We start from the raw sequence: 13,297 nt of genomic DNA, 5'->3' as shown, positions 1-13,297 counted from the left end.
AGAGGTAAAATCTGATTTACTGCACTTCGTGAAGCGACCCATGGGGCCGGGCAGAGGAGCGAGCCGGCATGGCCTCGCGCAAGGCGATGGCCACCACCGCTCCACCCTGCCGTTCCGGCACAGATGAGGCGTGCGTGAACAAGACCCTGTCGCCCGCCACCCTCGCCGCCATCGAGACCGGACTGCCGCCCTGCCCCGGCGAGGCCTGCGCCATCGTCGCCCGGCGCGAGCGCACGCTGATCCAGGCGCTCGGCGCTGCCGTCTACACCACCGATGCCGAGGGGCGGCTCACCTTCTACAACGCCGCCGCGGCGGCGCTCTGGGGCTGGTCGCCGCCGCTGGGCGAGCAGCGCTGGACCGGCAGCTGGAAGCTGGTCTCGATGGACGGCACGCCCCTGCCGCATGACCAGTCCCCCATGGCGATCTGCCTGAAGGAGAACCGGCCTGTCCGCGGCGTCTGGGCCTATGCCGAGCGGCCGGACGGCAGCCGCGTGCCCTTCGCGCCCTTCCCGACCCCGCTGCACGATGCCGCGGGGCGGCTGGCCGGCGCGGTGAATGTCCTGGTCGATCTCTCCGGCCTGCATGCCGCCGAGGCGGCGCGGGCCATGAGCGAGGCGCGCTTCCACGCCGCGCAGGAAGCCTCGACGGAGGGCTTCCTGGTGGCCCGGCCCCTGCACGGGCCCGACGGGACGGTGGCGGATTTCGTCATCGACTATGCGAATCCGGCCGCCGCCCGGCTCTTCGGGCTGGAACGTCCGCGCCTCGAGGGCGCGGCGCTGGGCACCCTGCTCTCCGGCTATCCGCGGGCCTGCGAGCTGATCCGCGCCTATGCCGGGGTGCTCGCCAGCGGCGAGCCACTGCTGCGCGAGGCGGCCTACCGGGTCGCCGGCCGCAGGCTGTGGGTGCGCAGCCGCATCACCCGCCTCGGCGATGGCATCGCCATCGCCTGCGAGGACATCACCGCAAGGCGGGAGGCAGAGGCCCGCATCCGCCACCTGGCGCTGCATGATGCGCTGACCGGGCTGCCGAACCGCGCCGCCTTCCAGCAGCGCCTGGCGGCGGCGGCGCGGACCGGCGCCGCCGTGCTCGCGCTCGACCTCGAGGGTTTCCGGGTGGTCAATGACGCGCTGGGCCACTGCGTCGGCGATGCGCTGCTGCGCGGCGTCGCCGAGCGGCTGCGCGAATGCCTGCGGCCGGGCGACCTGGTCGCCCGCCTCGGCGGCGACGAATTCGCCGTGCTGCTGACCGGGGAGGAGCTGCGCAGCCGCGCCATTGCCATGGCACGGCGAATCCGGGAGGCGCTGGGCAGGCCCTTCCTGCTGGGCGACTACCGCGCCAGCATCGGCGTCTCGACCGGCATCGCCGCGGCGGCGGCCGGGGAGGCGCAGCCGGAGGACCTGCTCCGCCAGGCCAATCTGGCGCTGGTGCGCACCCGGGCGGAGGCCCGCGGCCGCTGGCGCTTCTTCGCCGCGCCCATGGCGGCCGAGCTGGAGCGGCGCGTCGCCCTGCAGGCCGACCTGCGGGAGGCGCTGGCGACCGGCGCGGTCGAGCTGCACTACCAGCCGATCTTCGACCTGCGGCAGAACCGGCCGAGCGGCTTCGAGGCGCTGATGCGCTGGCGGCATCCGCGCCGTGGCCTGATTCCCCCGGCCGAATTCGTACCCGTCGCGGAGGAGACCGGGCTGATCCTGCCGCTCGGCGAATGGGCGCTGCGGCGGGCCTGCGCCGATGCGGCGACCTGGCCGGCGGGGATGAAGGTTTCGGTCAACCTCTCCCCCGTGCAGTTCGTGGGCGGGGAGGTGGCGCAGATGGTGCGTGCCGCGCTGGAGGCGGCCGGGCTGGCGCCGGAGCGGCTGGAGCTGGAAATCACCGAATCCGTCCTGCTGCACCACAACGAGGCGGTGCTGGCCAGCCTGCAGGCGCTGCGCGCCATGGGCGTGCGCATCGCGCTGGATGATTTCGGGACCGGCTATGCCTCGCTCAGCTATCTGCGGGCCTTTCCCTTCGACAAGATCAAGATCGACCAGTCCTTCGTGCGGGATGCGGTGGCGCGGCCGGACTGCCTGGCGATCGTCCGCTCCGTCGCCGGCCTTGCCGCCGAGCTCGGCATCACGGCGACGGCAGAGGGGGTGGAGGGGCCGGAGCACATGGCGATGGTGCACGGCGCCGGCTGCACCGAGGCCCAGGGCTACCATCTGGGCCGCCCGGCGCCGCTGGCGGAGCTGGGGCGCCTGACCGGCGCCTGAAGCCGGTCCCGCGGGCATGCCGACGCATGTCCTGCCCCGAACGCCGGCGGCCCTCCGGGCCTTGGCTTCGCGGCATGGGCCGCGGCGCGCCTTCGCGCGCCCGGCCCGCTCCGTGGGCCGCAGGTCGGGACGTCATGAGCCAGGTATCGGGCAGGCCGGCAGGAGGGGCCGCCCGTCTCAGGGAATCTCCGGCGGGAAGACATGCGCGCCGTCCGCGCCCAGCGGCAGCGGCGCCACCGACCGCACCGCCGGGAGCGGCAGCGCGCCGTAGAGATGCGGGAAGAGGCCGGGGCGTCGGCCGCCGCTGGCCGGTTCCCAGACCAGCGCCTCGCCCAGCGCCGCGGCCTCGACCGCGACCAGCAGCAGGTCCGCCTCCCCCGCACGGTGCCTGGCGGCGCTGGCGCGGAGCTGCGCGGCCGCGGAGAAGTGCAGGAAGCCGTCGCGCCTGTCATCGGCGCTGCCGCGGTATTCACCGAGCGCCTCCGCCTCCCGCCAGTCGGCGGCGCGGACCATGGTGTAGATCACGTCGTCCATGGCGCGGATGTAGGCCTGCACGGCCGCTGGCGGAACACCGCCCGCTCCGGCCAGGATGCCGCCGCCGGCCGCCGGGCCCTGCGCTTCTCGCCGGTCTCGGCGCGGCCGCGGGATCGCGGAAGGGCGGGGCGTCCCCCCCCCCCGGCCAGGGTGGCAGGCCGGGCGACCCGGCCCCGCTGCCATCAGGCGTGCCGTGCGACAGCGACGCTGCGCGGGGCAGGCGGGACGTCGGTGACGGACCGGGCCGGCGCGCCCGCCTCGCGCTCCGGCGCTGCCTCCAGCCGGTAGAAGACCAGCCCGCCGATCTCCGCCATCGGCACCTGGCCGAGCGCCCAGCCGGGCAGCAGCTCCGCCGCATGCCAGTGCGTCGCACCGCCGGTCGGGTCCGGCAGGGCGCCGGCCACCGCGCGCGCCGCGACGCGGCGGCAGATGGCGAGCGCCGGGTCCGCCGCCCGCGCCGCCTCCAGCAGCGCCGCGCGGCGCGGGTGCCGGGGCTGCCAGCAGCCGAACAGGAAGGGTGCCCGGCAGGCCCGCGCCAGCAGCACCGGCCAGGGCTGGCCCGGCGCCGCGCCCGGGGCGAAGCGGGCACACGCGGCCTCCCCGGCCATCGCCCGGCGCGCGCGGTTCACCACCAGCGCGGCCAGTGCCTCGATGGCGCGCACCGGCCGCTCCCCCGCCTCGGCGCGCAGCGTCAGCGCCAGCAGCTCGGCCGCCGTCACGACACGTCCTCCCCCACCACGCCGCGGCTCCGTGGGGGCAGCAGCCCGCCGCGCTTCACCTCCTCCAGCTTCTCCTCGATGCGCAGCAGATGCTGCGACAGGCGCCGGTCCACGTCGCGGATCAGCGACAGCGGCACATAGGCGCGCGCCACCTCCAGCTTGAACTCGGCCAGCTCGTCCCGCGTGCGGGTGACCGCGTCGCTCTCGCGCTGGTCGGCACGGTCGATGCGGTCGTGCAGGTCACGCCGCAGGCCGTGGATCATGTAGAAGAGGGCGGCGACGATCGGCGCCTCCACCGCAGTGATCCACCAGGTCGCCTCGATCTGCATGGCGGGTCTCCTTGAAGCGTGAGGCCGGCGCGACCACCCTCCGGGCAGCGCGACCGGGACGACGAACTCCGTGACGATGTGGAACGAGCCCTATCTCGAGACCTGCTGCCGCTCCGCCCTGCACCGGCTGACGCTGGTGGGCGACCCCGGCCGGCCCGACGGGCTGAAGGACGGGCCATGCCTGGCGCGGCTGCGCGAGATGGGCCTGGCCCGGCTGCGCCAGGACGGACGCTACGAGCCGACGGCCGAGGGGCTCGGGCGGCATGCGCGGGAGGTGCTGCGGCGCTGCGCGTGACGCAGGGGGCTCTGCCCCCTGCACCCCCGCCGGGGACCGGACCGGTCCCCGGACCCCTGTATGGGATCATCGACCAAGGGCCTTGGTCGATGACTCAAGGGTTCCAAGGGCCCTTCGGCCCTTGGCGGGAGGGGTGCGGGGAGGGCAGCGCCCTCCCTGCGGTCACACGCCCCGCCACGACATCCCGCGCACCGCCGGCGTGACCTGCGGCAGCCGCACCGGCTCGTTCAGCAGGCAGCCCGAGACGGCGTCCAGCGCGTCGTCGCGGGCCGCGGCGGCTTCCGGGCGCCAGGCAGCCATCTCGGCCGCGAAGGGCGTGCGGAAGACGCTGTCATGCGCGTGCAGCTTGCGGCCGGCCAGCGCCGGGTCGAAGGCCGAGAGGATGCGGTCCGCCTTGGCGCGGCGGCTTGCATGCTCGATCACCGCGCAGGGCGCGTGGGCGCGGGCCAGTTCCCGCCGCAGCAGCGCCGGCAGGAAGCGGCCGAGGCCGTTGGTCTCGACGCGCACCGCCGGCAGCAGCAGGTCCCGCGCGATGGCGGCGACGGCGCGGCACTGCTGCGTCGCCGGGTCCACCGGGCTGTCCGGGTCGTGGGTGATGTAGGCCAGGCGGTGCAGGTAGTGGTTCGCCTCCCCGTCCACATAGGTGGCGGCGAGGACGCTGGCATCGCCGGTGCCGGGCCGGCCATAGGCCGGGTCCCAGAAGGCCCCGCCCGAGAGCAGCCTCCGCCCGAGCAGCGAGAGCTGCGCGCGGCCATGCGCCTCCCGGTATTCCGGCTCCTCCGCGTAGCGGATGATGAGCGCGGGATCGAGCCGCAGCGCGGCTTCGGCCACCGGCTGCAGCAGCATCTGCCGCGCGAAGGCCAGGGGGCCGACGCGGCTGCGCAGCGCCTCGATCCCCGGTGGCGTGAAGCGTTCCGGCCAGGCGCTTTCGCCATTCGAATCCAGCAGCGGCAGGACCAGGCGCCGGTAGCCACGGAGGAAGGCATCCGGCTGCGCCGACGGCGCGTAGATGGTCTCGGCGGTGTGCGGCGTGCCGACGAACAGCAGGGTGCCGCCGGGCACCAGGATGAACTCGCATTCCGCAAGGCGGGTGCGCAGCTCCTCCCGCTTCGTCGGCGTGTCGCAATTGCCGGCGACCTCCACATCGTCGCAGATGATGAGGTCGGCGCGGGCGCCGGTGATGTTGCCGGTGATGCCCTGCGCCAGCATGGAAGGGTCGCGCAGCACCGCGTCGCGCGCCACGGTGAAGCGGTCCATCGCCCAGCTCTCCGGGCTCTCCGGCAGCAGCTTCCGGCAGAGCGGGTGGCGTTCCAGGATGCGCCGCACCTGCGCCACCATCTTCACCGCCAGCGCCTGGTCGGCGGCCAGCACCAGGATGCGCGTCTCCGGCGCGCGCAGCAGGCGCCAGGCGCAGAACAGGCCGACCAGGGTGGATTTGCCGCAGCCGCGGAAGGCCATCAGCAGCAGGCGGTGGTCGCCGGCATCCCACCGCCCCTGCAGCCAGCGGGCGATGCGGCGGTGCGGCGCCGGCGTCGGCTGGCCCTGGACATGGTTCCAGATCCAGGCGAATTCGAGGAAGTCAGGCGTCTCCTCCGGCTTCGCCATCCAGGTCATCCTTCTCCTCGGTTGGAACGACGGCGAGGTGCCGGCGGGCCTCGGCGAGGATGTCGCTGACGGCCTGCTGCTGTGCCTCGTCGCAATTGCGCTCCGCCAGCTTCTCCAGCTGCTCGAGATGCGCGAGGGCGGAGCGGGCCGCGGCATGGCGGGCGGCGAAGGCCTTGCTGTCGCCCTTCTCCTCCTCCGGCACCGGCCGGCCGAGGAAGTCGAGATAGCTGGCGAGCACGAGCCTTGCCGCAGCCGCGACATCGATCTCGATCGGCAGCCTGCGCTTCGTGGCCATGCGCGTCAGGCCCGCGGCTTCACGGCGCGGACGGAGAGCGTGCCGGCGGCGAGGTCGATGGCCAGCGTGGGATGCCGGTTGGTCGCCCGCGCCGTCACCGTGCCGGCGGCGCCGCCGGTGGTGACGGCCGCCGTCCATTCGATGAAGGCGGAGGCCTGGCCACCGAAGCCGGCCTGCACGAAATCCCCGGCCTGCACATGGGGCAGCGTCACCGCCTGGGTGGCAGTGGCGCCGGCGGCGAGGCTCGGCGGGTCATAGGCGAGGGAGGCGGCAAGCTCCCGCGTGCCCCAGGCCCGGCCGGCACCCGCCAGTACCATCGGCGCCTCCGTCGCCGGCGCGTAGAGGCGCAGCGACTTCAGCACCGACCCGGCATGGCCGCCGCGCACGCCGATGACGGCGAAGGCCGCGCCGGGCGCCAGCGTCACCCGCTGCAGGCGGTTCAGCGCAAGCCCGCCCACCAGGCTGTCGAGATCCGCATTGCCCTCCCACCAGCAGGAGGGCGCGCCCTGCCAGACGGCGTTCATGTTGGACCAGAGCAGCGGCGCGGCGCCGTCCAGGACGGCCTCCGCCGCGTCGAACTGCATGGCCATCGGGCGCAGCGCCGTGCCCTCGGCCGCCAGGAAGAATTCCTTGCAGCTCGAGCAATCCACCACGAAGGCGATCGCCCGACTGGTCGGCAGCGTCACCGTGTCCGCGTTCAGGGTGATGGAGGACAGGCCCGGAAAGCAGAAGCCGTTGAGGGTGGCGGGCGGCCCGGCCGGGTTGCCGGACAGCACGGCCAGCCCCTCGAACCCCGTTGCCGTCGCATCCCAGCGGAAAGCCCGGGCGCGGATGTTCGAAGCCTCCGCCACCAGCCGCGGCGTGCCGAGCGCCGCTGCCGCCTGGTGCAGCGGCAGCACCGTGCCGCCGGCGCGCGTCGCCCCGGCATAGTCCACCGCGCAGCCGGTGAAGCCGTAGGTGCCGACGAAGGCGACCTCATAGACCGCGTCGTTGAAGGCCGCGGTGTGGCGCGCGACGAAGGGCGAGCAGGCCTCCATCCGCACGCCCCGCGCGGTGAGGCCGCGGCCATCCACCTCCAGCAGGAAGGGGATGGCATCCACCGTGCCCGGCGTGCCCTGGCGCTGCAGCTCGAAGGCCGGGCCCAGGAACAGGTGGGCGTTGTGCAGGCGGTAGGCGCCCGGCGCCGCGGAGAGCCGCACGCCGAAGCGGCCGATCGCCGGGTTGGTCGCGCTGGAACAGGCGAAATGCCCGCCATGGTGGCGCAGCGCGTTCATCCAGCCGCTGGCGGTCAGCGTCCGCAGATCGAGGCCGATCCGGTTGTCGATGATCCGGCCGTAATGGATGTCGCTGTCCTCGCAGCCGCGGGCATCGCCCACCAGCTGCACGCCGATGGTGAAGCGCTCCGCCCGGCGGATCTCGACGCGGGAGGCATCGATGTTGCGGATGCGGATGCCGATATCCGCCTCGTCGATCCAGTCGCTCTGGATCGCCCGCACCACGCCGAGGCCGGTATAGGCCTTGCGCTGATTGTTGGCGCTGCCGCCATCGCCCAGCGTCAGCGCCGCCTGTCCCGGCGGGCCGGAATAGAGGATGGTCCCGCGCATGGCGAGGCCGGCCGCCGCGCCCGGCAGCAGCAGCGGCATGGTGGTGCGGAAGGTGCCTTCGCCGATCTCGAGGAACTTGCCGCTGGCCGCGGCGGCGTTCATCGCCGCCTGCAGCGCCGGGCCGTCATCCGTCGCGCCGTCGCCGGTTGCGCCGAAATCGCGGGCCGAGAGGCGCTCGGCCAGCTTGTCCTCCACCGTGCGGGGGATGCCGCCGGGGAAGGGAACTGTCATCGTGCCCTCGCCGCGGTCGAAGACCGTGACGGCGCCGGTGCTGTCGAAGCCGAGCAGGCGGTTGGCGCGCGCCTCCCGCAGCGGCAGGGCCGGCGCGCCGCCGACCTCGGAGGGATCGAGGCGAAGCGCGCTGCCGAGCTCCTCCTTCACCTCCTGCAGGGCGGCGACCTGGTAGTCCAGCTCGTCATTCAGGGTGCGGGCGCGGAGGATGCCATTGGCCTGGAAGTCGCTGGTGCGCGCGACCGTCAGGCTGCGGCGCAGCGTGACGCGGCGGCCGCGGGCGGGCGGCGCATCGAAGGCCACGCTGCCGCCTTCCGAGGTGCCGGCACCCAGCACGGTGTAGCCGGAGGCCAGCACGAGGCCGTCGAGGCGCACCTCGAGATCCGCGGCCTCGAAGATCGGGAAGGGATAGGTGAAGCTGGCCTGAAGGCCATCGGCCAGGTACTGCACGCGCGGCGCGACATCGCCGATCCTGATGTGCTCGTCCATCGGGCGAACTGGCTCCTGAAGGGGGGTAGGGGGGACGTGTCCCCCCTTCGGCCACGCAACGGGGTTGGCGTGGCGGCTGGTTCCGGGATCGGCTAATCCAGCAGGCTGCGTGCCGCGAAGCCGAAGGTCCGGCCGCTCTGCAGCAGCGCGGCGAAGGTGCCGTCCGGGTTCAGCAGGCTGACGCGACCCTGGGCCAGCCGCGCGCGCAGCGTCGCGTCATCCGCGTCCTGCGCCGCCGCGGCCTCCTGCGTCAGCCCCGCGGTCAGCGCGCCGGCCGAGCCGCCATCGGGCGAGAGGCCGGAGGCGGCGAGGCGCGCGCGCGTGGTGGCGATGGTGCGCGCCAGCGTCCGCTGCCGCGCCTCGGCATCGGCCGCCTGCTGGACGCGCAGCGCCTCCTGCCGCGCTGCCTCCTGCTGCTGCGAGATCTGCACCTGCGCCCGGTTCAGCGCATTCTGCTGCTGCGCCTGGCGGACGGAGCCATAGACGGAAGCGCCCGCCCCGACGACGGTGGCAAGCGAGGCGAGTGCGGCCATCAGTCGGTGATCCTCGTCTCGGTGGTGACGGAAAGCAGGGTCATCGGCAGCGGCGTGTCGTCCGCGATGCGCCAGAGCGGCGCCAGCGCATCCCGCTGCCAGCCGATGGCGCGCAGGCGCACATCGCCGGTGAAGGCCGGCGGCGCCGCATCCAGCAGCGCGGTGCCGAGGCGCCGGAAGGTGACCGGCTGCGGCCCGCGGCCGAGATCGACCGCGAGCGCCCTCGTCTCCAGCAGCCGGAAGGTGACGCTGACCAGCCGGAGCGGCGCGGCGCGCACGCCGAGCGCGGAGGTGAGGTCGGGCGGCAGCGGCTCGATCTCATGCGCGAAGGGCAGGCCCACCTGCACCTCCCGCGCCGGCGGGTCGAGCGTGACGGCGCCATCGGCGACCAGCGCGCCGCCGCGCGGCGCGCCATCCGCCACCACGCCGACGCCGCGGCCATTGAGGTGGCCGAGGCCGGTCCAGCGATCCTGCGGCGCGGCCGCGCTGCCGGTCAGCGCGGCATCCAGCGCCAGCGCCTCGTCGAAGCGCTCCAGCCGCATCGTGCCGGCGCGCTCCACCACCGCCCAGACCATGCCTTCGATATCGGCGAGCGAGCGGATGGCGCCCGCCGTCTCCTGCCGCGTCCAGGCGGTCACCTGCTCGGCGCGGTAGAGCGTCAGCGTCGCCAGCGTGCCGTCCGCCATGGCCACATGCAGCAGGCGGCGGCGCTGGTCGTAGGTCATCGCCACCGGGTCCCGCACCAGATGCTGGGAGACCAGGGCGAGGTCGTTCGCCTGGTAGCTCTGCTGCACCTCGGTATAGGCGAATTCGAAGACGCCGCGCCCGCTGCGGGCGGCGAAGATGGTGGCGCCGTCCACATCCACCGGCGGCACCATCCGCGCGACGGGCGAGCCGACGCGGGTCTGGCGGTGGAGCTGGATGCTGCCGGGCGTCAGCGGCGTGCCGGTCACCATCCATTCGGCGCCCGAGGTGAAGACCTGCAGGTGCTGGCCGGAGAAGAGACCGCGGATGGCATTCACCTGGTCCGACATCAACCCGAACTCGATCGCCTGGTCGTCGAGGCCGGTGCCGAGGTCGAAATTGAACAGGTCGCCGGAGCGCGACAGCCAGAGCCGGTTCGGCAACTCGCGCGAGCCGCCGAGCACCAGGCGGTCCTGGTGGAAGCAGAGCGTGACCGGCCAGCCGCGCACGGGTGAGAAGGCGGCCTCCTCCCAGTCGGTCGTGGCCTCGGTCCCGGGCAGCGTCTCCTCGACCATGGCCGTCGCCTGCGTCGCGCTGCCGACGGCCGTGACCAGCACCCGCTGGCCGCCGATGCGGAAGCGAACCCCAGCATGGCCGGGCTGGAACACCGGCGCGGAGGCGGCGAGCGCCACCGTGCCGGTGGTGGCGGAAGCGGAGGCGGTCAGTGTCACCGCCGGGTCGGCGAAGCGGTGGAAGGGCTCGCCGGTGAAGCGCCAGGGCGTGACCGTCCAGCTCGCATGGCCGCTGCGCGTCACGCGCTGCGGGACCATGTCCGGGTGGCAGAGCAGCAGCGTATCGGCGCTCTGGGTGAAGGCGAGCTGCGGCAGCATCGCTTCCGTCCAGGGGCCGGCGAGCTGCGCCACCTGCGCATCGCCAATGAAGACGTGCAGCGCGCCCCCGGTCAGCGCCAGCAGGTAGGTCTGCTCGGTATTGAACTCGAAGGCGATCAGCCTGGCGGGTCCGGGCAGGGCCGCGACATGGCGCAGGCCGGGGCGGCGGGTGACGCCGCCCGTGGGCTGGATGAAGACGTTGCGCAGGCGCCGCGCGCCATTCGCATGGGCGCGGAGGTCCGGGCGGCCGAGCAGCTCCGGCGCCAGCTCCCCTGCGGTGAAGCTGGTCTTCAGCATGCGGGACTGCGCCATGCTCAGCCCCTGACGCTGATCAACGGGAAGTCCTCGATCGCGCGCGGCGTCGCCTGCTGGCTGTCGGCGCGGCGGGCGGCGCGGAACTCCGCCTCCGCTTGGCTGGCGAGGAGCTGGGCGCGGGAGGTGTTCTCGGTCAGCGGGATGCAGAACTCGGCGGCCAGGCGGTCCACCAGCGCGGCGGCGAAATGCGGCGGGAAGGCGCCCTCCTCCGGGCGGAAGATGTAGGTCAGCACCACCTGGTCCGCATCGCAGTGCAGCCGGTCCTCCTGGATGCGGTAGGCCAGGCCGCGGCCGCGCCGGGGCGAGCCGGCCGAGAGGGCGCGCAGGAAGCCGGCGGGAAGCTGGAAGGCATGGGCGAAATCGGCCACGGGCCTCGCCGCCAGCCGCGGCAGGGTCGCCTGCCCCGTTGCGAAGCTCCAGGGGTGCGCGGCCAGCAGCGCGTCGCGCAGGCCGGGATAGAGGTTGGCCGCGACCTCGGCCTCGGCGGTCCCTTCGTCGAGCGAGGCGATGGGCTGCGCGCCGATCTTCAGCAGCGCGCGCGCGCAGAGCGCGAGGGCGGAGAGGGCCATCGGGAAACTCCGGAAGGGATGCGGGAGAAGGATGGCCCCGCCCGTGACGGGCGGGGCCGCGCAGCAGGCCTTATTCCTTGCAGCGCATCCGCGCCTATTCTTTCGCGCGCATCCGCACGACGCCGATGTCGTTCACCAGCACCGCGCCCTGGCTCATCATGGTGTTGACGAAATGCGCGGCGCGGTCGCCGTGCCAGGTGATGTCGGTGCTGATCTCGGCGCCGGAGGCATGGCCGATCGCGGTCTTGTGGTAGAAGTAGCAGTAGCGCAGCGCGCCGTTCTTCGTCAGGCCGCTGTGCGGGATCCAGGTGGCGCCCAGCCAGCGCTTGGCCTGCGTGCCCTTCCAGGGCAGCTCGCCATCGCCGATATACTGGGCATTGGCGAATTCCTGGATGGTCAGCAGCTCGCTCCACTGCTTCCAGCCGACCACGGCATAGCGCTGGCCGTCATCCGGCACATCGGCATTGCCGAGCATCTGGAAGGCCAGCAGCACCTTGGCGCGGGTCAGGCCGTCATTGTCGGTCTCGCCGCTGCCGGTGCCGATCGCCTCCTGCGTGGCGCTGTCCATCGCGGCGATGATCAGCTCGTCGGTCTTGCGGCCCAGCGCATAGGCGCCGGCATTGGCGGCCACCACGCGCTCGTCGATGTTGGTCTTCAGCTCGTCCAGCCGGTCCACCCAGTCGCCGGCATAGTAGTCCTGCAGGAAGCACTCGACATTGGAGTAGTCGAGGTTCATCACCGGCACGACGCCGTTGCGCGCCTTGGCGGCGGCGGTACCGGCGCCGACCTTCTGGAAGATGGTGGAGGCGCCGCGCACCTCCGACTTGCTGCGCACGGTCGGGCGCAGCTTGGAGCCCTGGCGCTGATAGGCCTCCTGCACCTCGGCCTGGTACTGCTTGATGAAGGCCTGGTCGATGGTGGCGGACATGGCTTCGTCCTTCTGTTCGTGGCGGGGATGCGCGCCGCACCGGTTGGCCGCCCGATGGGCCGGCGCGGCGCGCGCGGCCGCACGCCCGCGAAGGCGGGTTGGGCGCGGCCGGGCATGGGAAAGGGGGGCGGGGCCCCCGCGCTACAGGCGGCGCGGGGGCCCCGAAGCGGCAGGGCGAGCCGCCGGGGGGCGCGGCTCAAGCCCTGCCGTGTTCAGCCCGGATCGGCGCGCGCCAGGCCCTGCGGCAGCGCCGGAGGGCCGGTGGCGTCATGCCGATCCGCGGCTCAGCTCCCGACGAGGCGGCGGAAGCCCTCGGTGACGCGCTGGATGAACTGCGGATCGCGGGAGCGCCAGTAGCGCGGGTCGCGCATCATGGCGCGCAGCTCGGCCTCGCTCGCGGCGGCCGGCGGCTCCGCCTCGCGCGCCAGGCCAGGCTCCTGCCCGCGCATCATCTGCTCCAGCGCCAGCACGCCCTCGGCGGTCGCGGCCAGGGCCGCATAGACCGCGGGCGGCAGCTTCGCCTGGCCCCAGGCGGAGAGCTGCGCGGCCATGCGGCGGAAGGCCTCCTCGCTGCCATAGTGCTGGATCAGGATCGCGCGCTGCCGGTCGGCCTCGTACTGCGCCGCCGCCTCGGCGATCAGCGGCAGCAATCGCTCGGCCGCCAGGTCGTAGACCAGCTGCGCCTGCTCATTGGTAAAATGCGCGGCGTGCAGGCGGTGGTTCACTTCCGCATCGGCGCAGCAGAGGTCGTGCGGCGCGGTGATGGCATAGCCCTCCGCGCTGTCGGGGATGCCCATCATCTGGCGGAAGCGCGCCAGATCCTCCGGCGCCGCCTCCGGCCCGGGGCGGCCGGCGCGCTGGGACAGGCGGCGCTCCAGCTCCAGATAGGATTTCAGCAGCGCCTCGACGCGCAGCGTGCCGGTCGCGGCGTCCCAGAATTTCTCCGGGATCTCGGCCGGGCGCGGGGCGGGCTTGCCGGCATCGGGCTTTGCCGCCTCTTCCGGCGGCTGCAGCAGGTCCTCGGGCATGCG

The 13,297-nt window shown here is 73.7% G+C and carries 13 protein-coding genes; 2 read left to right on the top strand and 11 right to left on the bottom strand.

What is annotated here, in order from left to right:
* Nucleotides 1-134 precede the first annotated feature (134 nt).
* Nucleotides 135-2,246: a putative bifunctional diguanylate cyclase/phosphodiesterase gene (locus LHA35_RS16220; RefSeq protein ID WP_226609787.1), complete on the top strand. Its 2,112-nt coding sequence runs from the start codon at nucleotides 135-137 to the stop codon at nucleotides 2,244-2,246.
* A gap of 177 nt (nucleotides 2,247-2,423) precedes the next feature.
* Here LHA35_RS16220 and LHA35_RS16215 read toward each other — a convergent pair whose 3' ends face one another.
* The 3 genes from LHA35_RS16215 to LHA35_RS16205 form a co-directional block, all read right to left on the bottom strand.
* Nucleotides 2,424-2,801, bottom strand: a complete 378-nt coding sequence (locus LHA35_RS16215) for a DUF952 domain-containing protein (protein WP_456316084.1) — start codon at nucleotides 2,799-2,801, stop codon at nucleotides 2,424-2,426.
* A 161-nt stretch (nucleotides 2,802-2,962) separates the two neighbouring features.
* The gene (locus LHA35_RS16210) at nucleotides 2,963-3,499 is read right to left on the bottom strand and encodes a cell wall hydrolase (RefSeq protein WP_226609784.1); all 537 of its coding nucleotides are present in this window, start codon (nucleotides 3,497-3,499) and stop codon (nucleotides 2,963-2,965) included.
* Nucleotides 3,496-3,828, bottom strand: coding sequence for a hypothetical protein (locus LHA35_RS16205; RefSeq protein WP_226609782.1), 333 nt, complete (start codon nucleotides 3,826-3,828; stop codon nucleotides 3,496-3,498). Before LHA35_RS16205 ends, LHA35_RS16210 begins: the two co-directional genes overlap by 4 nt.
* Nucleotides 3,829-3,904: 76 nt before the next feature.
* Here LHA35_RS16205 and LHA35_RS16200 point away from each other — a divergent pair, with 76 nt between their 5' ends.
* On the top strand, nucleotides 3,905-4,123 hold the full coding sequence (locus LHA35_RS16200; RefSeq protein ID WP_226609833.1) for a hypothetical protein: 219 nt from the start codon (nucleotides 3,905-3,907) through the stop codon (nucleotides 4,121-4,123).
* Between the two features lie 162 nt (nucleotides 4,124-4,285).
* Here LHA35_RS16200 and terL read toward each other — a convergent pair whose 3' ends face one another.
* From terL to LHA35_RS16160, 8 genes are all read right to left on the bottom strand, one after another.
* Nucleotides 4,286-5,728, bottom strand: a complete 1,443-nt coding sequence (gene terL / locus LHA35_RS16195) for a phage terminase large subunit (RefSeq protein ID WP_226609780.1) — start codon at nucleotides 5,726-5,728, stop codon at nucleotides 4,286-4,288.
* Nucleotides 5,703-6,023 carry a hypothetical protein gene (locus tag LHA35_RS16190; protein ID WP_226609778.1) on the bottom strand — a complete coding sequence of 107 codons (321 nt, stop codon included), beginning with the start codon at nucleotides 6,021-6,023 and terminating at the stop codon, nucleotides 5,703-5,705. The genes terL and LHA35_RS16190 overlap by 26 nt, the downstream gene beginning before the upstream one ends.
* A 5-nt stretch (nucleotides 6,024-6,028) precedes the next feature.
* Nucleotides 6,029-8,347 carry a glycosyl hydrolase family 28-related protein gene (locus LHA35_RS16185; protein ID WP_226609776.1) on the bottom strand — a complete coding sequence of 773 codons (2,319 nt, stop codon included), beginning with the start codon at nucleotides 8,345-8,347 and terminating at the stop codon, nucleotides 6,029-6,031.
* A 92-nt stretch (nucleotides 8,348-8,439) separates the two neighbouring features.
* The gene (locus LHA35_RS16180; protein ID WP_226609775.1) at nucleotides 8,440-8,880 is read right to left on the bottom strand and encodes a hypothetical protein; all 441 of its coding nucleotides are present in this window, start codon (nucleotides 8,878-8,880) and stop codon (nucleotides 8,440-8,442) included.
* Nucleotides 8,880-10,766, bottom strand: a complete 1,887-nt coding sequence (locus LHA35_RS16175) for a hypothetical protein (protein WP_226609773.1) — start codon at nucleotides 10,764-10,766, stop codon at nucleotides 8,880-8,882. Before LHA35_RS16175 ends, LHA35_RS16180 begins: the two co-directional genes overlap by 1 nt.
* 2 nt (nucleotides 10,767-10,768) lie before the next feature.
* Nucleotides 10,769-11,338, bottom strand: a complete 570-nt coding sequence (locus LHA35_RS16170) for a hypothetical protein (RefSeq protein ID WP_226609770.1) — start codon at nucleotides 11,336-11,338, stop codon at nucleotides 10,769-10,771.
* A 94-nt stretch (nucleotides 11,339-11,432) separates the two neighbouring features.
* Nucleotides 11,433-12,266, bottom strand: coding sequence for a phage capsid protein (locus tag LHA35_RS16165; RefSeq protein ID WP_226609768.1), 834 nt, complete (start codon nucleotides 12,264-12,266; stop codon nucleotides 11,433-11,435).
* A 284-nt stretch (nucleotides 12,267-12,550) separates the two neighbouring features.
* Nucleotides 12,551-13,294 carry a capsid assembly protein gene (locus tag LHA35_RS16160; protein WP_226609766.1) on the bottom strand — a complete coding sequence of 248 codons (744 nt, stop codon included), beginning with the start codon at nucleotides 13,292-13,294 and terminating at the stop codon, nucleotides 12,551-12,553.
* Between the last annotated feature and the right edge of the window lie 3 nt (nucleotides 13,295-13,297).

The organism is Roseicella aerolata (assembly GCF_020523605.1).
GTDB lineage: Bacteria > Pseudomonadota > Alphaproteobacteria > Acetobacterales > Acetobacteraceae > Paracraurococcus > Paracraurococcus aerolatus.
This window is presented reverse-complemented; position numbering and strand designations above follow the sequence as displayed.

Excerpts from the sequence above, each read along its gene's own strand:
- terL (WP_226609780.1), bottom strand. The coding sequence starts at position 5,728 with ATGGCGAAGCCGGAGGAGACGCCTGACTTCCTCGAATTCGCCTGGATC.
- LHA35_RS16165 (WP_226609768.1), bottom strand. The coding sequence starts at position 12,266 with ATGTCCGCCACCATCGACCAGGCCTTCATCAAGCAGTACCAGGCCGAG.
- LHA35_RS16200 (WP_226609833.1), top strand. The coding sequence starts at position 3,905 with ATGTGGAACGAGCCCTATCTCGAGACCTGCTGCCGCTCCGCCCTGCAC.
- LHA35_RS16175 (WP_226609773.1), bottom strand. The coding sequence starts at position 10,766 with ATGGCGCAGTCCCGCATGCTGAAGACCAGCTTCACCGCAGGGGAGCTG.
- LHA35_RS16190 (WP_226609778.1), bottom strand. The coding sequence starts at position 6,023 with ATGGCCACGAAGCGCAGGCTGCCGATCGAGATCGATGTCGCGGCTGCG.
- LHA35_RS16170 (WP_226609770.1), bottom strand. The coding sequence starts at position 11,338 with ATGGCCCTCTCCGCCCTCGCGCTCTGCGCGCGCGCGCTGCTGAAGATC.
- LHA35_RS16180 (WP_226609775.1), bottom strand. The coding sequence starts at position 8,880 with ATGGCCGCACTCGCCTCGCTTGCCACCGTCGTCGGGGCGGGCGCTTCC.
- LHA35_RS16160 (WP_226609766.1), bottom strand. The coding sequence starts at position 13,294 with ATGCCCGAGGACCTGCTGCAGCCGCCGGAAGAGGCGGCAAAGCCCGAT.
- LHA35_RS16185 (WP_226609776.1), bottom strand. The coding sequence starts at position 8,347 with ATGGACGAGCACATCAGGATCGGCGATGTCGCGCCGCGCGTGCAGTAC.
- LHA35_RS16205 (WP_226609782.1), bottom strand. The coding sequence starts at position 3,828 with ATGCAGATCGAGGCGACCTGGTGGATCACTGCGGTGGAGGCGCCGATC.